The organism is Stenotrophomonas sp. YJH_SMC_65, assembly GCF_059369475.1.
The window spans coordinates 69,158-87,534 of record NZ_JCAFSR010000011.1 but is presented as its reverse complement, the minus strand read 5'-3'; the positions used below and the strand labels follow the sequence as shown (position 1 = coordinate 87,534).

General features: G+C 66.7%; 17 protein-coding genes. 10 read left to right on the top strand and 7 right to left on the bottom strand.

The annotated features are described in order from the left end of the window. The first annotated feature begins 246 nt into the window (after positions 1-246). Genes AC5P7A_RS18375 through AC5P7A_RS18365 form a run of 3 tightly spaced genes read left to right on the top strand, consistent with a single transcriptional unit; the run spans position 247 to position 1,771 of the window. Positions 247-876, top strand: coding sequence for a superoxide dismutase (locus tag AC5P7A_RS18375; RefSeq protein WP_046431053.1), 630 nt, complete (start codon positions 247-249; stop codon positions 874-876). After that, positions 873-1,439 (top strand): flavin reductase family protein, encoded by a 567-nt coding sequence (locus AC5P7A_RS18370; RefSeq protein WP_495220441.1) that lies wholly within the window; start codon positions 873-875, stop codon positions 1,437-1,439. The genes AC5P7A_RS18375 and AC5P7A_RS18370 overlap by 4 nt, the downstream gene beginning before the upstream one ends. Beyond that, on the top strand, positions 1,436-1,771 hold the full coding sequence (locus AC5P7A_RS18365) for a tetratricopeptide repeat protein (protein WP_014647429.1): 336 nt from the start codon (positions 1,436-1,438) through the stop codon (positions 1,769-1,771). The genes AC5P7A_RS18370 and AC5P7A_RS18365 overlap by 4 nt, the downstream gene beginning before the upstream one ends. A 5-nt stretch (positions 1,772-1,776) precedes the next feature. On the opposite strand, the gene AC5P7A_RS18360 is transcribed toward AC5P7A_RS18365, so the two are convergent. Together AC5P7A_RS18360 and AC5P7A_RS18355 are read right to left on the bottom strand one after the other, a co-directional pair. Further along, positions 1,777-2,925 carry a fatty acid desaturase family protein gene (locus tag AC5P7A_RS18360; protein WP_014647430.1) on the bottom strand — a complete coding sequence of 383 codons (1,149 nt, stop codon included), beginning with the start codon at positions 2,923-2,925 and terminating at the stop codon, positions 1,777-1,779. Positions 2,926-2,936: 11 nt separating this feature from the next. Then, on the bottom strand, positions 2,937-4,007 hold the full coding sequence (locus AC5P7A_RS18355) for a ferredoxin reductase (protein ID WP_046431056.1): 1,071 nt from the start codon (positions 4,005-4,007) through the stop codon (positions 2,937-2,939). A 92-nt stretch (positions 4,008-4,099) separates the two neighbouring features. On the opposite strand from AC5P7A_RS18355, the gene fabR reads away from it, so the two are divergent. The 3 genes from fabR to AC5P7A_RS18340 all read left to right on the top strand — a co-directional run bounded on the left by fabR (position 4,100) and on the right by AC5P7A_RS18340 (position 7,722). Further along, positions 4,100-4,756, top strand: a complete 657-nt coding sequence (fabR, locus tag AC5P7A_RS18350) for an HTH-type transcriptional repressor FabR (protein WP_014647432.1) — start codon at positions 4,100-4,102, stop codon at positions 4,754-4,756. 268 nt (positions 4,757-5,024) lie between these two features. Next, a complete protein-coding gene (locus AC5P7A_RS18345; protein WP_495220440.1) occupies positions 5,025-7,184 on the top strand; it encodes a TonB-dependent receptor plug domain-containing protein in 2,160 nt (719 codons plus the stop codon). Next, the gene (locus AC5P7A_RS18340; RefSeq protein ID WP_041863553.1) at positions 7,174-7,722 is read left to right on the top strand and encodes a thioredoxin-like domain-containing protein; all 549 of its coding nucleotides are present in this window, start codon (positions 7,174-7,176) and stop codon (positions 7,720-7,722) included. Before AC5P7A_RS18345 ends, AC5P7A_RS18340 begins: the two co-directional genes overlap by 11 nt. A gap of 114 nt (positions 7,723-7,836) precedes the next feature. On the opposite strand, the gene mntR is transcribed toward AC5P7A_RS18340, so the two are convergent. Then, entirely contained in the window at positions 7,837-8,307 is a 471-nt protein-coding gene (gene mntR / locus AC5P7A_RS18335) for a manganese-binding transcriptional regulator MntR (RefSeq protein ID WP_014647435.1), read from the bottom strand. Positions 8,308-8,424: 117 nt separating this feature from the next. On the opposite strand from mntR, the gene AC5P7A_RS18330 reads away from it, so the two are divergent. Then, positions 8,425-9,756, top strand: a complete 1,332-nt coding sequence (locus tag AC5P7A_RS18330) for an Nramp family divalent metal transporter (RefSeq protein WP_495220439.1) — start codon at positions 8,425-8,427, stop codon at positions 9,754-9,756. Between the two features lie 62 nt (positions 9,757-9,818). Here the strand turns inward: AC5P7A_RS18330 and AC5P7A_RS18325 are convergent, their stop codons facing one another. The 4 genes from AC5P7A_RS18325 to AC5P7A_RS18310 form a co-directional block, all read right to left on the bottom strand. Next, positions 9,819-10,145 carry a thioredoxin family protein gene (locus AC5P7A_RS18325; RefSeq protein ID WP_005409967.1) on the bottom strand — a complete coding sequence of 109 codons (327 nt, stop codon included), beginning with the start codon at positions 10,143-10,145 and terminating at the stop codon, positions 9,819-9,821. Beyond that, complete coding sequence (locus AC5P7A_RS18320; RefSeq protein WP_041864216.1) at positions 10,117-10,596, bottom strand: flavodoxin; 480 nt, start codon at positions 10,594-10,596, stop codon at positions 10,117-10,119. The genes AC5P7A_RS18325 and AC5P7A_RS18320 overlap by 29 nt, the downstream gene beginning before the upstream one ends. Before the next feature lie 13 nt (positions 10,597-10,609). Then, positions 10,610-11,650 carry a ribonucleotide-diphosphate reductase subunit beta gene (locus tag AC5P7A_RS18315; protein ID WP_008267116.1) on the bottom strand — a complete coding sequence of 347 codons (1,041 nt, stop codon included), beginning with the start codon at positions 11,648-11,650 and terminating at the stop codon, positions 10,610-10,612. A gap of 110 nt (positions 11,651-11,760) precedes the next feature. Further along, positions 11,761-14,124: a ribonucleoside-diphosphate reductase subunit alpha gene (locus AC5P7A_RS18310; protein ID WP_111205558.1), complete on the bottom strand. Its 2,364-nt coding sequence runs from the start codon at positions 14,122-14,124 to the stop codon at positions 11,761-11,763. Positions 14,125-14,557: 433 nt separating this feature from the next. Between AC5P7A_RS18310 and AC5P7A_RS18305 the strand changes: the two genes are divergently transcribed. The 3 genes from AC5P7A_RS18305 (at position 14,558) to AC5P7A_RS18295 (ending at position 18,363) form a co-directional block, all read left to right on the top strand. Then, positions 14,558-15,535, top strand: a complete 978-nt coding sequence (locus AC5P7A_RS18305; protein WP_075077108.1) for a zinc-binding dehydrogenase — start codon at positions 14,558-14,560, stop codon at positions 15,533-15,535. A gap of 201 nt (positions 15,536-15,736) precedes the next feature. Then, positions 15,737-17,176, top strand: coding sequence for a TonB-dependent receptor plug domain-containing protein (locus tag AC5P7A_RS18300; protein WP_495220438.1), 1,440 nt, complete (start codon positions 15,737-15,739; stop codon positions 17,174-17,176). Continuing rightward, positions 17,119-18,363, top strand: coding sequence for a TonB-dependent receptor domain-containing protein (locus tag AC5P7A_RS18295; RefSeq protein WP_495220437.1), 1,245 nt, complete (start codon positions 17,119-17,121; stop codon positions 18,361-18,363). Before AC5P7A_RS18300 ends, AC5P7A_RS18295 begins: the two co-directional genes overlap by 58 nt. Positions 18,364-18,377: the final 14 nt, after the last annotated feature.

Sequence of the window (18,377 nt, the reverse complement as noted above, 5' to 3'; positions counted from 1 at the left end):
GGAGCTGTCCTGCAGGGGCGATGGGTCAGCGCAGGACCGTTGGCGCCACGGATGGCGCCATCGAGCCCCCATGGATGGGTTCACGGCGTGTCCTGCGCTGACCCATCAGCCCCTGCCTGCCAGGAAGAATCAAGGCGACGAACGCGCACGCATTTCAATCCCGCCCCTTGACCTCAACCAATGTTGAGGTGCGATAACGGTCTCCCCACGGCCAGCCCTCTGGCCTTCCCCACGGAGATTGCTTCGATGTCGTACTCGCTTCCCCCGCTCCCCTACGCCTACGACGCCCTTGAGCCGCACTTCGATGCGCGCACGATGGAGATCCATCACAGCAAGCACCACCAGGCCTACGTCAACAACCTCAATGCCGCCATCGAACAGGCCGGCATCGCCGAACAGCCGGTCGAGGCGCTGATCGCCAACCTCGGTGCCGTGCCCGAGGCGCAGCGTGGCGCGGTCCGCAACAACGGCGGTGGCCACGCCAATCACAGCCTGTTCTGGACCGTGCTCAGCGCCGACGGTGGTGCACCCGATGAGGAACTGGCCACCGCCATCGACCGTGACCTGGGCAGCTTCGATGCCTTCAAGGACGCCTTCAGCAAGGCCGCGCAGACCCGTTTCGGCAGCGGCTGGGCCTGGCTGACCAGTGATCGCGATGGCCGCCTGCAGGTCGAAAGCAGCGCCAACCAGGACAGCCCGCTGATGGGTGCAACCGTGGGCCTGTCAGGCAATACCCCGATCCTCGCGCTGGACGTCTGGGAACACGCCTACTACCTGCACTACCAGAACCGTCGCCCGGACTACATCGGTGCGTTCTTCAACATCATCAACTGGGCCGAGGTCGGCCGGCGCTACCGCCAGGCCCGGGCCTCATGAGCGGCGAGACAGTGCCGTACGCCGGGCCGTGGGCGGGGGTCTTCCCCGCACCGGCGCCGGTGCCGTCGGTCGAGATGCCGCCGCGTGCCCTGCGGCGGCTGCTCGGCCATTTCCCGACCGGCGTGGCCATCGTCTGCGCGCGCGATGCACAGGGCAAGCCGGTCGGCCTGACCATCAACTCGTTCGTACCGGTCTCGCTGCAGCCACCGCTGGTGCTGTGGAACCTGGCGTTGCACGCGCAGAGCCTGTCCACCTTCCAGCGCGCCACCCGCTTTGCAATCAGCGTGCTGGCGGCCGACCAGGAAGCGCTGGCCCGGCGCTTCGCCGATCCGCAGGTCCGCAATCGCTTCGACGGCCTGGCATTGCTGGATGACGACGAGGACGCCCCACCCCGCATCGCCGGTGCGGTCGCCCATCTCACCTGTACCCGCCACGCACAGTGGCCGGTGGGCGATCACCTGCTGCTGGCCGGCCGCATCATCGACGTGCACGAGAACGGCGGCGCGCCGCTGCTGTTCCATCGCGGCCGCTTCGCCGAACTGCTGGTGGAGGTGCGCGGATGAACATCGAAGCTCTGGAATGCATGCTCGCCGCCGGCAAGGATGGCGCGCTGCTGCGCTTCGGCCTGGGCAAGGGCTGGCTGGATGCCGGCAACCCGGTGCGCGCGGCCACCCATCTGGGCCGTTGCGTGGTGCTTGATCCGCAGTACTCGGCGGCGTGGAAGCTGCTGGGCAAGGCCTGGCTGGCCAGTGGCCAGCCGCAGGCGGCGCGCGAAGCCTGGCAGCGCGGATTGAGCGTGGCCGGCAGCAAGGGCGACCAGCAGGCACGCAAGGAAATGCAGGTGTTCCTGCGCCGCCTGGACCGCGAGCAGGCGGAGCCGGCGAAGGCGGGCTGAGTTGATCAGCCCGCGTTGGCCGATGCCGGTGCGGACATGATGTCCGACATCGGCAGGCGGCGCGGCTTGCTCGGGAATGCGTGGCGCAGGATGCGCCAGACCACCTGGCCAAACTGGCGCGGCAGCGAGCCGTTGTTGTAGTGCTGGCCGTAGCGACGGCAGATGTCCTTCACTTCCTTGGCAATGGCCGCGTAGCGGTTGGCTGGCAGATCCGGGTAGAAGTGGTGCTCGATCTGGTGGCTGAGGTTGCCCGACAGCACGTTGATCAGGAAGCCGCCGCTGATGTTGGATGAACCGCGCAGCTGGCGCAGGTACCAGTGGCCGCGCGATTCATTGCGCAGGCATTCCTTCGGGAAGGTTTCCGATTCGGCGGTGAAGTGGCCGCAGAAGATGATCACGTAGGTCCAGATGTTGCGCAGTCCGTTGGCCACCATGTTGCCCAGCATCACGGTGAGGAAGAACGGGCCGGCCAGCAGCGGGAAGAACACGTAGTCCTTCAGCACCTGGCGGGCCATTTTCCGCGCCACCGGGCGGGTCTGCAGCCACATCGCACGGCCGCTGATACGGCCCTTCAGCCAGCGGCCCAGGCGCAGGTCCTGCGCGGCCACGCCCCACTGGAACAGCAGCGCGAAGATCGGCGCGATGATCGGCTGCAGCAGGTAGAACGGCTTCCAGCGCTGCTCCGGGAAGATGCGCAGCAGGCCATAACCGATGTCATCGTCCATGCCACGCACGTTGGTATAGGTGTGGTGGCGGAAATTGTGGGTCTTGCGCCAGTTGTCGGCAGTGGCAACGATGTCCCACTCATAGGTATTGCCGTTGAGCTTGGGGTCGCCGGTCCAGTCGAACTGGCCGTGCATGACGTTGTGGCCCAGCTCCATGTTCTCCAGGATCTTCGACAGCGCCAGCAGCAGCGTGCCGGTGATCGCGGCCGGCCACAGCAGCGGCATCCAGAACAGTGGCGAGAACGCCGCCAGGAACAGCAGGCCACGGCCCCCCACGCCAAACCAGCGCACGGCGGCGGCCACGCGGCGGATGTAGCGGGTATCGGAGGCGCCGAGGCTGCCGATCACACGGTCGCGGATCGCGTCGAGTTCCTCACCGAAGGCATGCATCTCGGCAGTACTCAGGGCACGGTCGGTAGCGCGGGTCATGGCAGGCGTCCTCAGAGATCCAGGGTCAGGTCGGTGGTCGGTGCGCTCACGCAGATCCGTACCGGCTGCGCCGATTCGGACTGCAGGTCGCCGGTGCGCAGGTGGCGGGTGGCGCCACTGACGCGGTCACAACTGCAGGTGTTGCAGATGCCCATGCGGCAGCCATGCCTGGGCTTGATGCCATGGGCTTCCAGGCTTTCCAGCAACGAGCTGCCACGCGGCACGCTCAGTTGGCGGCCACTGCGCGCCAGCGTCAGCACGACCTCCCCTTCACTGCTGGCGTCACGCAGCGGTGCGGGAGGAGTGAACGCTTCCGCCTGGAAACCGGCAACCTGGTGCGCCAGGCGTTCGCGGGCGGCGGCAACGAAGCCGTCCGGGCCGCAGGCCAGCACATGGCGCTGCGCCAACGGGGTGTCATCGCCCGCCACCTGCAGGTCGTGGGCATCGATACGTGCGGCGGGCACATCCCCTTCGCGGGTGGTCAGCAGATGCACACGCAGGTTCGGCTGGCTGGCGGCCAACGCCTGCAGCTCATCACGGAACTGCAGGTGGGCGGCGCTGCGTTCCCAGTAGAACAGGTCCACCGGCGCTGCCAGCGGGCGCTGGCAGGCGTCGCGCAACAGGCTGCGCATCGGCGTGATGCCACTGCCGGCAGCCAGCAGCAACACCGGCGCCGCAGCCGGCATGTGGAACTCGCCGAAGGCGGCATCGAGGCGGAACAGTTCGCCCGGCTGCGCGTGGTTGACCAGGTGCTGGCTGACGAGGCCGCCGTCGATCGCCTTGACGGTGATCGCCAGCTCGCGCCGTCCCAGTGCGGTGGGGCTGTAGCTGCGCTGCCACAGGCGCCCTTCAATCTCCACGCCCAGGGTGACGTGCTGGCCGGCGCGCATGCCGGCCCAGTGCCGGTTGGTGCGCAGGACCAGGGTCGCCGCGCCCTCGCCGGCCGGCTCTCGCCGGACCAGGCGGGCCACCGGCTCGCGCAGGGTCCACAGGGGATTGAGCTGGCCCGCCCAGAAATCGAACAGCGACGGCGAGACCCAGCGGTACGGAGAGAACAGGGACGGACGGACGACAGCGCTCATGGGCGAACTATACGGGCGCACATACACCTGTGTATACATGTGTATATTGAACCGGATTGGGTATGATTCAGCCTCGCCCCACCGGAACCCCCATGGCCGCCGCCACCGCCTTGTCGACGCCTGAAGATGCCAACAGCCCGGCCCGCCGTACGGTGAGCCGCGAGGACCTGCTGGCCGCCGCCCTGAAACTGATCGGGCCGCACCGCAGCCTGTCCACGCTCAGCCTGCGCGAAGTGGCACGTGAGGCCGGCATCGCGCCGAACAGCTTCTACCGGCAGTTCCGCGACATGGACGAACTGGCCGTGGCGCTGATCGACGCCGCCGGCCGTTCGCTGCGGACCATCATCGGCGAGGCCCGCCAGCGTGCCACCTCCACCGCCACCAGCGTGGTGCGGGTTTCGGTGGAGACCTTCATGGAACAGCTGCGCGCCGACGACAAGCTGCTGCACGTACTGCTGCGCGAAGGCGCGGTGGGTTCGGACGACTTCAAGCACGCGGTCGAACGTGAGCTGCACTATTTCGAGGAAGAGCTGCAGCACGACCTGGTGCGTCTGGCCGCGCTGGACGGCGCCGTGCTGCATGCCCCGGAACTGGTGGCCAAGGCCATCACCCGGCTGGTGTTCGCGATGGGTGCCACCGCCATGGACCTGCCGCCGGAGAAGGACCCGGAGCTGATCGAAGAGATCTCCACGATGATCCGCATGATCATCGTCGGCGCCCGCACGCCCGCCGCGTTCCGCCGCGGCTGACGATCGCCCCCGGGGTCGGATCCCTTTCCAGGGGAAAGGGCTCTGACCCCAACCACACAGCAACACCAACCTCCGTGCATGACCACAGGCAGGGTTGCGGCTGCCAAATGTAATGTTATAACACGGCCATGATCTGGCTCGGTCGGCGTTCCGCTCGGAATGACTGCGGCGTCATTATATAGCACTTGCTATATTGATAAGCCACTGCTTTCATATGCGTCAGCCAGGTCGCCCTCGCCGCCTTTCTTTCCCCAAGGACGACGCCCTCATGCCCGTTGCCACGCCCCTCTTCGATCGGCTGCCCCTGGCCGCCGCCATTGCCCTGACCCTGCCGCTGCCTGCACTGGCCGACACTCCGAAACCGACCGAACTGGACCGTGTGCAGGTCAAGGTGAGCACCGCCACCCGCAGCGAGCGCCTGCTGTCGGACGTGCCGATCCGCACCGAAGTGCTGCGCAAGGAAGACATCGCGCTGCGCGCGGCCACCGACTTCTCGCGCGCCGCCGAGCTGATCAACGGCCTGCGCGTGGAGAGCAACTGCCAGAACTGCAACACCAGCGAAGTGCAGCTGCTGGGCCTGCCCGGTGCCTACAACCAGCTGCTGTTCGATGGCATCCCGCTGCTGTCCACGCTGGGCAGCGTGTACGGCCTGGAACAGATCCCGGCCGGGTTCGTCGACCGCATCGAAGTGGTCAAGGGCGGTGGCTCGGCGCTGTACGGCCCGGGTGCGGTTGCCGGTGTGATCAACCTGATTCCGCCGCTGCCGGCGCGCAGTGGTGGCCATGTGCAGGCCGGCGTGGATGTCCTGAAAGGTACGCCGCAGAAGAACGCCGACCTGCGGCTGGACCTGGTGGCCAGGGACGCAGACGCCGGCCTGTCCGTGATTGCCCAGCGCAACTGGAACAACGGCATCGACTACAACGGTGACGGCTACACCGAGATCACCCGCAAGAACCTCAAGGTCGGCGGGCTGCAGGCCTGGTACGCGCCCACGCCGGGCACGCGGCTGCGCCTGGACCTGCAGGTGACCGATGAAACCCGCCGCGGCGGCAACCGCCTGGACCAGCCCGAATACCTGGCCAACATCGCCGAATCGCTGGATACGAAATACCGGCGCGGCAGTGTGTCGTGGGACCAGGAGATCACTGCCGACGTCGATTTCCGCCTGGCCTACGCCTTCGCCGACATCGACCGCGACAGCTTCTACGGCGGTCTCGGCGACGTAGTCACCGATCCGTCCGCACCCGGCTATGACCCGTCGCAGCTGGACCGCAACGTGGCCGGCAGCGCGGCCTCGCGTTCGTGGCGCCAGTACGGCCGCACCCACAACCCGCTGCACTACATCGACAGCCAGTTGAACTGGCGGCTGGGCGCGCATGCGCTGGCCTTCGGCGTGCAGTACAAGCACGAGGCGCTGCGCGACGACAACCGCACCGGTGACGGGCAGCGTCTTGCGGTGCTGGAGGATACGACCTTCCACAACCTGGGCGCGTTCATCCAGGACGAATGGAGCCTGCGCGACAACGTCGACCTGGTGCTGGGTGCACGCGTGGACAAGAGCTCGGAACTGGACAGCGCGGTGTTCTCGCCGCGCATCGCGCTGGCCTGGCAGGCTACACCGAACCTGAAATGGCGGGCGGGCATTGCCACCGGCTTCCGTGCTCCGGAGATCTTCGTTGAGGATGTGCACGTCGATACGCTCGGCGGCGAGCAGGTACGCGTACGCAATACCGATGGCCTGAAGGAAGAGCGCGCGTTGACCACCCTGTTCGGCTTCGACTGGCGCTCGGACCCGGCCAATCCGGTGTGGAGCTGGGATGCTACCGCCTCCTATGCACGCATCCGCGATACCTTCGCGCTGGGCGAGATCCAGCGCGGCGATGACGGCCAGCTGAGCCAGCTGCGTTACAACGCCTCCGGCTCGAACGTGCTGGGTGCGGAAACCAACCTCGGCTGGCAGCCGTCGCCGCAGTGGCGCCTGACCGCCGGTGCCTCGTGGTACCGCTCGCGCTTCCGCGAGCCGCAGCGCATCTTCGACGACAGCGGCGACGGTGGCGACACCGTGATCGAAAGCCGCGACTACCTGAAGACTCCGCGCTGGACCGGCCTGGCCCAGCTCAGCTGGATGCCGGCCGAACCGTGGGAAACCTTCGTCGCGCTGCGCCATACCGGGCCGATGTCGGTGCTGAACAACCGGTTGGGCGAACTGCACCGCACGCGTTCGTTCCTGGTCACCGATCTCGGGGCGCGCTGGCACCGTCACCTGGGCGCACAGGCGCAGCAGGAAGTGTCGGTAGCCGCGGGCGTCAAGAACGTGTTCGATCAGCGCCAGAAGGATCTGGAAGTGGGCGCGCTGCGTGACAGCGACTATGTCTACGGGCCGCGCTTCGCGCGCTCGTGGTATGTCAACCTGCGCTATGCGTTCTGAAGCGCTGCGAGCGTTGGTGCTGGCCTGTGCCGTGCTGCCGGCCGCACCGACGGTGGCTGCGGACCTGCACGCGCAGGTCTCGGCCTCGTTGATGCGGCCGGAGCAGCGCTCGCTGCGGCCGATGCAGTGGTCGCCGCCGCCGAAGCTGGTCGCGCTGTACTTCGGTGCCGACTGGTGCGCACCGTGCCATGCGTTCGTCCCCACGCTGCGCAGCGTGCGCGACGCATTGCGCGAAGCCGGCGCCGATACCGAAGTGGTGTACGTCAGCCTGGATGAGAGCGAGAGCGCGCTGCGCCGCTACATGCACGCGCAGGACATGCCGTGGCCGGTGCTGGACCCGCGCCGCGCCGCGCGCATGCCGGCGCTGCAGGCATTGGCCGGGCTGGCACCGCCGAACCTGGTACTGATCGATGCCGACGGCACGGTGCTGGCCAACGGCTGGCAAGGCCGGCGCTATGAAGGCCTGCAGCCGGTGTTGAAGGAATGGATGAAACGGGCGTGTGCGCAGCAGCAGGCGCGCTGCCCGCCCGATCTGTAGAGTCGAGCCACGCTCGACGCATTCGATCACCGTGCGAACGGCAGCCGAGCATGGCTCGGCTCTACAAAAACCGGGATCGCGCGAACGGCCGGAGGCCATGGCCCGGTGCTACCGTTACGGCGCCTCGCCCTCGGCCTTGCGCACGAAGGCTTCGAACAAGGCCAGCGTCTGCTCGCTCACATGGTGCTCGATGCCCTCGGCATCGCGCCGCGCGGTATCCGCGTCCACGCCCAGCGCCAGCAGGAAACGCTCCACGGTCTGGTGGCGCTGGCGGCTGGCGTGGGCCAGCGCCTCGCCTTCCGGGGTCAGGAACACGCCACGGTACGGCCGCTGTACCACCCAGCCATCACGGGCCAGGCGCCGCAGCATCTTCGCCACGGTGGGCTGGGCCACGCCCAGTCGGGTGGCGATGTCGACCTGGCGGGCCTCGCCGCCGTCGGCCAGCAGGTCCGAAATCAGCTCGACATAGTCCTCCACCAGTTCCATCCGGTGCGCCTCGCGCACTTGCCGGAAGCTCTCGACCTGGCGCTCGGCCTCGATCAAGGGGGTGCTTTTCAGCGATGTCGAATCGTCGGTCTTGCCCACGCCTGCGCCTGTCCTTCCGGTGCAATCCGGTGTTGAACCTGAATTCTGGACCAGTCACACGATAAAGACGATTGTTTTACATTGCTAATGACTATAGCAGGAGCTATATTCGGACCCATGAACACCCTGGCGCCCCGCGACCCTTCGGCCTCCACTCCGGCCAGCCTGGGTGCGCTCAACGCCTCGGTCGCGGTGCCCGACAAGGGCCATTGGTGGCTCCGCCTGCTGGCCTTCCTCGGCCCGGGCTACATGATCTCGGTCGGCTACATGGACCCTGGCAACTGGGCCACTGACCTCGCCGGCGGTTCGCGCTTCGGCTACCTGCTGCTGTCGGTCATCCTCATCTCCAACCTGATGGCGGTGATCCTGCAGGCGCTGTCGGCGCGGCTCGGCATCGCCACCGGCATGGACCTGGCGCAGGCCTGCCGCGCGCGTTACCCCAAGCCGGTGAACCTGGCGTTGTGGGCGCTGTGCGAGGCGGCGATCATCGCCTGCGACCTGGCCGAGGTGATCGGCACCGCCATCGCACTGAAACTGCTGTTCGATCTGCCACTGCTGTGGGGTGCGGTGATCACCGCGCTGGACACGCTGCTGGTGCTGCTGCTGATGAACCGCGGCTTCCGTGCGCTGGAAGCGTTCGTGATCGCGCTGCTGATGGTGATCTTCGCCTGCTTCGTGGTGCAGATCGCGATGGCTGCGCCGCCGGTGATGGCGGTGCTGGGCGGCTTCATTCCGCGCGCGCAGGTGGTGGCCGATCCGCACGCGCTGTACATCGCGATCGGCATCATTGGTGCCACCGTGATGCCGCACAACCTGTACCTGCATTCGTCCATCGTGCAGACCCGCGCCTACCCACGTACCGATGAAGGCCGCCGCAGTGCGCTGCGCTGGGCGGTGACCGACAGCACCCTCGCGCTGACCCTGGCGCTGTTCATCAACGCCAGCATCCTGATCCTGGCGGCGGCGGTGTTCCATGCCAATGGCCGATTTGATGTGGAAGACATCGAGCAGGCGCACCAGCTGCTGGCACCGATGCTGGGTGTGGGCGCGGCGGCGACGTTGTTCGCGGTGGCCCTGCTGGCCTCGGGCCTGAATTCGACGGTGACCGCCACGCTGGCCGGCCAGATCGTGATGGAAGGCTTCCTGCACCTGCGAATGCCGCCGTGGCTGCGTCGGCTGATCACGCGTGCGCTGGCCATCATCCCGGTGGTGGTGGTGATCCTGCTGTTCGGCGACCAGGGCGCGGTGAAGCTGCTGGTGCTGAGCCAGGTGGTGCTGTCGATGCAGTTGCCGTTCGCGATCATCCCGCTGGTACGGATCGTGACCGACAAGGTGACGATGGGCGCGCTGGTCGCACCGCGCTGGCTGGGCGCGATCGCCTGGGTGATCGCGCTGGTGATCGTGGTGTTGAACGTGAAGCTGCTGGTGGACACCTTCGCCGGGGCGTAAACCGCATCCCTGGGGTCGGACTCCCTGCCGCAGGCAAGGGCTCCGACCCCGCCATCTCCATGCTACAGATGCAACGCAATCGCGGCCTCGATCTGCTGCGGCGACTGGAACCCTGCCAGGCGGGTACGTTCGTCCCCGTCACGGAACAGCGAGAGCGTCGGCGTCTGCCGCAGCCCCAGTTCCCTGAAGAACGCCTCGCCCAGCACCTCCAGCTGCACGCGCAGCAGCGTGGTGCCCTGCCCCGCGACGCTGTTGGCCACCCGGTGCAGCGACATCTCCAGCATCCGGCACCCCGGGCACTGGTCCTTGTGGAAGTCCACCAGTACGCGCGGGTGTTCGGCCAGCAGCTGCTGGAACTGCTCAGGCGTGGTGGCGTCGATGATCTGCATCGCTGTTGCTCCAGTAATGGGCCAGGACCGCATCGGTCCAAGCCTCGATGGCCGCGGCATGGCGCTCGCCATGCGGCATCTGTTCGATCTCCAGCGGCGGATAGTCGCTGTGGAAGTAGCGGATCAGCCGGTGCACAGCACCGCAGTAGTACTCCTGCCCCCACTGTGTCTCACCGGTACCGAACACCGCCAGCTGCCGCGGCCGCTCGCCGCGCTCGGCGATGCCAGCCACCCATGCCTTCATCTCCGAAGGCGTGCGGCCGGCGTTGTCGGTCCAGCAGCCCAGCAGCACCAGGTCGGCCTCGTCGGCCGCCAGGGACGGCGCCTGCTGCAGGTCGTCGGCCTCCTGCCAGTGCACGGCATGGCCTGCAGCGCGGCAACGCTCGGCAATCTGCCGGCCAAGCTCGCGGGTGTTGCCGCTCAGTGAGGCCACCACCAGCAGGATGCTCAGCGCCGTGCCGGACTCAGAGGTCGTCGAAGCCGTTGTCGACGTTGGTCTTCTTGTAACTTGCATTGCGCATCTCGAAGAAGTCGGTCTTGGTCTCGGTGAAGTTGTCAGCGTAGGCCTTGATCCACGGCATCACGTTGTCGGTGGTGTCGCTGTACAGGCGCTCGATGCCGAGCATGCCGGCCATCTTGTTGGCGCGGTACTTCACGTAGCGCGTCATTTCCTCCACATCGATGCCATCGATGCCGTCCAGTACTTCCGATGACCACTGGGTTTCCAGTTCGATGGCGTGCTCGAACGCCTGGTGCACATAGGCGGTCAGCTCGTTGGTCTGCAGCTCCGGGTTTTCGCCGATGATGGCGCGGATCAGCTCGCTGATGAACTTGGTATGGGCCAGTTCGTCGCGGTTGATGAAACTGATGATCTTGCCGGTGCCGGTCATGCGGTTCTGCCGCACCATGTTGTAGAAGTACGCAAATCCGGAATAGAAGTTGATGCCCTCCAGGATCGAGGACTGGATCAACGACTTCAACAGGGTCTCGGCGGTCTTCTCGCGCATGAAGTCGTCATACGCGCCCATGATCGGCGCGTTGCGCTTGATGATGGTCGGATGGGTGCGCGCCAGTTCAAATACGCGGTTCTGGTTCGGCAGGTCGGTGATCGAGGCCAGCACATAGCTGTAACTCTCGTTGTGGATCACTTCCTGCTGGCCGATGATCGCGGCATTGGCATGCGCGGCCGGGTCGGTGATGTACTCGGCCACGTTGTAGATGAAGCGCGTCTGCGGTGAGTCGAGCGTGGCCAGCAGGCCGATGATCGAGTCGTAGGCGTTCTTTTCGCGCCCGGACAGCTCGCCGTACTGGCGCGCATCGGCTTTCATGTCGACCTCGTCGGGGATCCAGAAGTTGGTCGACAGCTCCTTGTAGGCCCGATAGAACGACGGGTACGGGATGTCATTCCAGTTCAGGATCCCGCTGGTGCGGCCGTTGATGATGCCGGTGCTGCGGTTGGGATGGCGCGGTTCGAGGATCTTGATGCGGTCGAGGGGGGTTGCCATGGTCGTCTACCTTCGTATTACGTGCGTTGCAGATGTAGAACCGAGCCCATGCTCGGCTGCTCTTCGCGTCGGAGCCGAGCGTGGGCTCGGCGCTACAGGGGCCGCAGCGGTCAGCTGGCGCACCACTCGCATTCGCTGATGTCGATGTCGTTGGAGCGCACGTAGTACGTGGTCTTCAGGCCTTCACGCCAGGCGCTCAGGTGCAGCTCCAGCAGGGTGCTGGCGCGGATCGTGCTGGGCACGTACAGGTTGAAGCTGATCGACTGATCAACATGGCGCTGGCGACGCGCGTTCTGGCGCACGCTGGCGAACTGGTCGACCTTGTACGCCCCCTTCTCGTAGTACGGCCAGGTTTCCAGCGACAACCCCGGCGCTGCCACCGGCCGCCGGAAGTCCTTTTTTTCCTCGTAGTAGAACGCGCTGTAGATCGGGTCGATCGATGCGGTGGAACCGGCGATCTGCGCGGTGCTCATGTTCGGCGCCACCGCCAGCAACCAGCCGTTGCGCAGGCCGTGCGTGGCGACCTCGCGCGCCAGGCTGTCCCATGCGGCGCCAGTGTAGTCGCGGTCACGGAAGTAACGCCCGTTGTGCCAATCGCTGCCGGTGAACATCGGATAGCTGCCCTTTTCCTTCGCGAGTTGCGCGCTGGCCTGGATGGTCAGGAAATTGATGCGCTCATACAGGCGGTCGGCCAGCTGTTCGGCATCCGGTGAATCCCACTGGATCGCCTGCTGCGCCAGCAGGTGGTGCCAACCGAACGTGCCCAGTCCGATGGCGCGGTACTTGCGGTTGGTGATCGTGGCCTGCGGCACCGGCAGTGCGTTGAGGTCGATCACGTTGTCCAGCATGCGCACCTGGATCGGGATCAGGCGCTCCAGCACATCGGTGGCCAGCAGGTCATCCGGCGCACGGATCGCGCGGCCGAGGTTGATCGAAGACAGGTTGCAGACCACGAAGTCGCCGGCGCGGCGTGTGGTGACGATCTGGTCGCCGCTGACGATCTCCTGGATCATCCGCGTCGGGCTCATGTTCTGCAGGATCTCGGTGCACAGGTTGCTGGAATAGATCATGCCGGCGTGCTTGTTCGGGTTACGGCGGTTGACCTCGTCGCGGTAGAACAGGAACGGGTTGCCGGTCTCCAGCTGGCTGAGCATGATCCGCTTGAACAGATCGATCGCCTTCACCGTGCGCCGGCTGATGCGCTCGTCGGCCACCAGTTCGGCGTAGCGGTCGCGGAAGCTGCCCGCGCCGCGCTTCTCGTCGTAGAAGTCCTGCAGGTACCAGCCCTTGGCCTGCTTCACCTCGTGCGGGTCGAACAGGTACCAGTCGGCACGGCGTTCGACTGCTTCCATGAACAGGTCCGGCACGCACACCGAGGTGAACACATCATGCGCGCGCAGGCGCTGGTCGCCGTTGTTGAGGCGCAGGTCCATGAAGGCTTCGATGTCGCGGTGCCAGATGTCCAGGTACACCGCCACCGCGCCCTTGCGCTGGCCAAGCTGGTCGACCGACACTGCGGTGTTGTTGAGCTGCTTGATCCACGGCACCACGCCGCCGGAGGAATTGGGCACGCCCCGTATCGGCGCGCCGCTGCTGCGCACATAGCCCAGATAGGCACCCACGCCGCCGCCGTGCTTGGACACGCGGGCGATGTCGGTATTGGAGTCATAGATGCCCTGCAGGCTGTCGTCCACCGTGTCGATGAAGCAGCTGGACAGTTGCCCCCCGACCTTGCCGGCGTTGGCCAGGGTCGGCGTGGCCACCGTCATGTACAGGTTGGACAGCGCCCAGTACGCCTCGCCGACCAGCTGCATGCGCCGCTCGCGCGGCTTTTCTTCCTGCATGAGGTACAGCGCGATGGTCAGCCAACGCTCCTGCGGCAGCTCATAGACCTCGCGGCTGCGGTCGCTGGCCAGATAGCGCGTGGCCAGCAGGTACAGGCCGTTGTAGGCGAACAGGCGGTCGCGTTCCGGGTCGATCATCCCGCCGGCCTGCTGCAGTTCTTCCTTCGAGTAGCAGCGCAGGATGTCGTTGCTGTAGATGCCGCGGTCAGCCAGGCTTTCCTGCAGGCCCACGTAGGAGCCGTACTTCAGGCCGACATCGTAGAAGCGGTTGCGGCTGGCACGCTTGTACAGGCGGCGCAGGTAGATGCGCGCGGCAAACTGCTCCCACTCCGGCGCGACGAGGTCCACGCGCGATTCGGCCTCGCGGATCAGCAGATCGACAAGGTCATCGGCGCTGATGCTGGGCTTGCGCTCGACCATTGCCTGCACCACGCGGCGGTAGTCGCTCACATCCAGCTGCGGGAACTCGGCGTGCACCGCATCGATGCTGCGCTGCAGGCGCTCGGCGTCGAATGGCAGGCGGCGGTTGCCGGCCTCCTTGGTGACCCAGGTCGGCACGCGCTCGCCACCGGCGCGCAAGGCGTCGCCAGCGCCGGCCAGATCGGCCACGCGGAAGGTACTGTCGGTCATGGTGGTGAAGCTCCAGGCTCGCACGCGCGTTGGCGGTCGATGCCATGGCGGCCCTGCACGCGATACCGGCGCACGGGGCGGTCGGGGTGGGATGCCAAAGCGCGGGAACACCAGATCGTCGGCAACAGCCTGCGCCTGCGGCCGGTATCCGGGCCGTGGGGGCGATCTGGGTCCGCACGATGGCGGCCGCGTCGACACGGCAAGCCTTCAGGGGCGGGCCGCGGGACGTTTGCTGCGTGTCCGGCGGCGGCGGCTGACCGGGAGTGACGACCACAACATAGTGGGGATAATCGGAACCGTCAACACAAGATGCGGCAATCACGACATGCCGCGACGATCAGTCGCAGGATGCCGTGTTGCACCTGCGGCGCCTTGTCGACAGCGCCTGCGTCCCCAGTTCGGTACAACATCAACTTTCCGCGGAACACCGCCCATGCGCGCTGCCCAGTACCCTTCCTTCGGCAACCCGGCCGACGTCCTCGCCATTGCCGATGCCACCCTCCCCGAGCCCGGCCCGGGCGAGGTGCGCATCCGCACCGTGCTGGCCTCGATCCACAATCACGACCTGCTGACCGTGCGCGGCCTCTACGGCTACAAGCCGACACTGCCGGCGATCGGTGGCAGTGAAGCATTGGGCGTGGTCGATGCACTCGGCGAAGGCGTCGACGGCCTGCAGATCGGCCAGCGGGTTGCCGCCGCCTCCGTGCATGGCACCTGGGCCGAAGCGTTCATTGCACCGGCACGCATGGTGATTCCGATGCCCGAGGCGATCCCCGACGAAATGGCCGCGCAGCTGATCGCCATGCCGCTGAGCGCGCTGATGCTGCTGGAATTCCTGCACGTCGAAGCAGGCCAGTGGATCGTTCAGAACACCGCCAACGGCGCGGTGGGCAAGTCGCTGGCGATGCTGGCGCGGGCGCGTGGCGTGCATGTGGCCAACCTGGTGCGCAATGCCGATGCGGTCGCGCAGTTGCAGGCGCTGGGCATCGATCATGTGTTCGACACCTCGGTGGAGGGTTGGAAGGATCGCGTGCGTGAAGCGACCGGCGAAGCACAGGCCGCGGCCGCGGTGGATTCCATCGGCGGCGACGCCAGCGGTGACCTGGTCGACCTGCTTGGCCACCACGGCACGCTGGTGTCGTTCGGGGTGATGAGCGGCGAGCCGATGCGCATTCCCGCCGGTGGCCTGATCTACAAGGAGGCCACGGTGAAGGGCTTCTGGGGCAGCAAAGTGAGCCAGGCGATGGCGGTGGAGGACAAGCGCCGGCTGGTCGGCGAGCTGCTGAAGCGTGCGGCCAGCGGCGAACTGACCCTGCCGGTGGAGAAGATCTTCGCACTGGACGACATCGCCCAGGCGGCGAAGGCGGGCGCCGGTTCGGGCCGCAACGGCAAGGTGTTGCTGCGGCCTTGAGGGTAGGACAACCGGGGTCAGATCCCTTTCCGCTGGAAAGGGATCTGACCCCCAGGAGGAGTGCGGACCAACGGTCCGCACCCACCGAGTCAGTTCGTTAAGAACCTGTGATGTATAACTGAATGCGCTTTCGTCATTGGAAGGCGTACTTGCCTGCATGCGGTACTGACGGCTCCTCCCCCGTTCGGCGTTGTCGCTTCCATGTACCGCACCACCCTGAACCTGCTTGCCGGCGCGATCGCGCTGGGCCTCACCGCCGGCGCTGCCGGCGCCGCTGAAACCGCCGATGCCGGCAAGGACAGCACCACCCTGGGCACCGTGCTGGTGACCGGCTCCAACATCAAGCGCAGCGACACCGCCGGGCCGAACCCGGTGCAGATCGTCAGCCGCGAACAGATCGAGCAGACCGGTCGCTCCACCCTCACCGACGTGCTGCGCAACCTGTCGGCCAATGCCGGCAACAGTTTCGACGAGCAGTACACCGGCAGCTTCGCCGCCGGTTCTGCATCGATCGGCCTGCGCGGCCTGTCGCCGAAGAACACGCTGGTGCTGGTCAACGGCTATCGCGTGTCCAACTTCGGCTTCGCGCTCAACACGCAGGACACCTTCGTTGACCTCAACGCGCTGCCGATCAGCGCAGTGGAACGCATCGAAGTGCTGAAGGACGGTGCCTCGGCGGTGTACGGTTCCGATGCCATCGCCGGCGTCATCAACATCATCCTGCGAAAGAACTTCCAGGGCGTGGAAGTCGGCGGCGGCTTCGGTACCGCCACCCAGGGCGGCCTGGACGAACGCAAGGCCAACCTGCTGGCCGGCTTCGGTGACCTCGAACAGCAGGGCTGGAACGTGCTGTTCGGGCTGGACCTGCTCAAGCGCGATCGGCTCGATGCAGACCAGCGCGCCTTTACCCGCAGCGGCGATTTCCGCGACAGGCCCGGCGGCCGCCTGGCCGGCTGGTCCACTGCCGGTGGCAACTGGCTGTCCAACCCGCGCGCGCCGCAACCGTTCGCCAGTTGCCCCGAGGGCAGCCAGCTGCGCCCCTACAGCGATTTCGGCAGCACCCTGCCCGGCCAGGCCTGCGCCTTCAACGCGCAGCCGTTCAAGACCCTGCAGCCCGGCGCCGAGCGCCTGCAGGCGTCGTTGAGCGCGACCTACCGCTTCAACGACAGCGTCGAAGCCTTCGCCGATGTGCTGTACAGCCACAACAAGGCCGACCAGATCTTCAGCGCGCCGCTCACCGTGGGCCCTGGCCTGCGTGCCTACAACCCGGCCACCGGCACGCTTATCGACGTGCCGGCGGTGCTGCCGGTGGGCCACCCGAACAACCCGGGCAGCACGCCGCTGCCGTTCGAGTACACCTTCTTCGACCTCGGCCCGCGCCTGAAGGACAACACCCAGGTGTTCTACCGTGCCCTGGCCGGCGTGCGTGGCAGTGGCGAGCGCTGGGACTGGGAAGCGGCGGCGCTGACCTCGCAGAGCGCGCAGCGCGAGTACGTCGACAATTTCGTCAACCGCTACGCGTTCGAACAGATCCTGCGCGATGGCAGCTACACTTCCTCAATCCGTCCAGCACGCCGGGCGCGTTGGATGCACTGCGCCTGCAGACCAAGCGGCCAGGCTGGTACAAGCTGCACGCGTTGAACGTCAAGGCCTCGACCTCGCTGTGGGACCTCCCGGCCGGTGCGGTCGGCTTCGCCTGGGGTGCCGAGTTCCGCAAGGAGTCACTGGATGCGCGCACCAGTGCACAGGTGCTGTCGGGCACCGAACTGCGCCCGGCCATCAACGTGGTCAACGGCGAGCGCCAGGTCAGCGCCGCCTACGCCGAACTGAGCGTGCCGCTGCACCGCACGCTTGAGCTGCAGGTGGCTGGTCGCGGCGACCACTACGATGATTTCGGCAAGGCGTTCTCGCCGAAGCTGGCGCTGCGCTGGCAGCCGTTGGACAGCCTGCTGCTGCGCGGTTCGTTCTCGCGCGGCTTCCGCGCCCCCTCGCTGCCGGAAATCGCGCCAGGCCAGACCGTCAGCTACGGCTCGGTGATCGATCCGCTGGATCCGCTGCAGCCCGGTGGCAGCCGTGGCGTGACCAACATCCGCACCGGCAACCCGGACCTGAAGGCCGAACGCTCGCGCAACTTCAACGTGGGCGCGGTGTGGTCGCCGGATGGCGATACCAGCATCGGCCTGGACTGGTACCGCATCGAGCAGGACAACCTGGTCAAGCCGGACAGCGCGCAGTTCATCGTCGACAACCCGACGCTGTTCCCCGGCCGTGTACAGCGTGATGCGCAGGGGCGCATCCAGTTCATCACCAACCAGTACGCCAACCAGGGCGAACTGACCACCTCCGGGCTGGACCTGGACGCCAACCACACCTTCCGCACCGAGGGCTGGGGCAACTTCACCGTGGCCGGCAGCTGGACCCACCTGCTGAGCTTCAAGCAACCGCTGATAGCCGGTCAGGCGCCGTATGAGGGGGCTGGCAACAATCGCCACGGCGCGTTGCCGCGTACGCGCGGCACCACCTCGCTGAACTGGGCGGTGGGCGACTGGAGCAGCACGCTGAGCCTGCAGTACGTGAGCGGCTACGACCAGCGCGTGGCGACGGCCACCAGCAATCCGGGCCTGCGCGACCGCGTCAAGCCGTATCAGCAGCTGGATCTGTACGTGGCCTACGAAGGCATTCCCAACACCACGCTGTCGCTGTCGGTGCTGAACCTGACCGACAAGGACCCGCCGTTCGACCCGGCCGGCGGCTCCAACGGTTTCGACATCAGCCAGTACAACCTGCGCGGGCAGTTCGTTTCGCTGGGCGCGCGCTACCGGTTCTGATGCGCCACCTGTAG

Bases quoted from the DNA above. Each gene is read 5' to 3' on its own strand.
- AC5P7A_RS18375 (WP_046431053.1), top strand. From the start codon at position 247: ATGTCGTACTCGCTTCCCCCGCTCCCCTACGCCTACGACGCCCTTGAG.
- AC5P7A_RS18370 (WP_495220441.1), top strand. From the start codon at position 873: ATGAGCGGCGAGACAGTGCCGTACGCCGGGCCGTGGGCGGGGGTCTTC.
- AC5P7A_RS18365 (WP_014647429.1), top strand. From the start codon at position 1,436: ATGAACATCGAAGCTCTGGAATGCATGCTCGCCGCCGGCAAGGATGGC.
- AC5P7A_RS18360 (WP_014647430.1), bottom strand. From the start codon at position 2,925: ATGACCCGCGCTACCGACCGTGCCCTGAGTACTGCCGAGATGCATGCC.
- AC5P7A_RS18355 (WP_046431056.1), bottom strand. From the start codon at position 4,007: ATGAGCGCTGTCGTCCGTCCGTCCCTGTTCTCTCCGTACCGCTGGGTC.
- fabR (WP_014647432.1), top strand. From the start codon at position 4,100: ATGGCCGCCGCCACCGCCTTGTCGACGCCTGAAGATGCCAACAGCCCG.
- AC5P7A_RS18345 (WP_495220440.1), top strand. From the start codon at position 5,025: ATGCCCGTTGCCACGCCCCTCTTCGATCGGCTGCCCCTGGCCGCCGCC.
- AC5P7A_RS18340 (WP_041863553.1), top strand. From the start codon at position 7,174: ATGCGTTCTGAAGCGCTGCGAGCGTTGGTGCTGGCCTGTGCCGTGCTG.
- AC5P7A_RS18330 (WP_495220439.1), top strand. From the start codon at position 8,425: ATGAACACCCTGGCGCCCCGCGACCCTTCGGCCTCCACTCCGGCCAGC.
- AC5P7A_RS18325 (WP_005409967.1), bottom strand. From the start codon at position 10,145: ATGCAGATCATCGACGCCACCACGCCTGAGCAGTTCCAGCAGCTGCTG.
- AC5P7A_RS18315 (WP_008267116.1), bottom strand. From the start codon at position 11,650: ATGGCAACCCCCCTCGACCGCATCAAGATCCTCGAACCGCGCCATCCC.
- AC5P7A_RS18310 (WP_111205558.1), bottom strand. From the start codon at position 14,124: ATGACCGACAGTACCTTCCGCGTGGCCGATCTGGCCGGCGCTGGCGAC.
- AC5P7A_RS18305 (WP_075077108.1), top strand. From the start codon at position 14,558: ATGCGCGCTGCCCAGTACCCTTCCTTCGGCAACCCGGCCGACGTCCTC.
- AC5P7A_RS18300 (WP_495220438.1), top strand. From the start codon at position 15,737: ATGTACCGCACCACCCTGAACCTGCTTGCCGGCGCGATCGCGCTGGGC.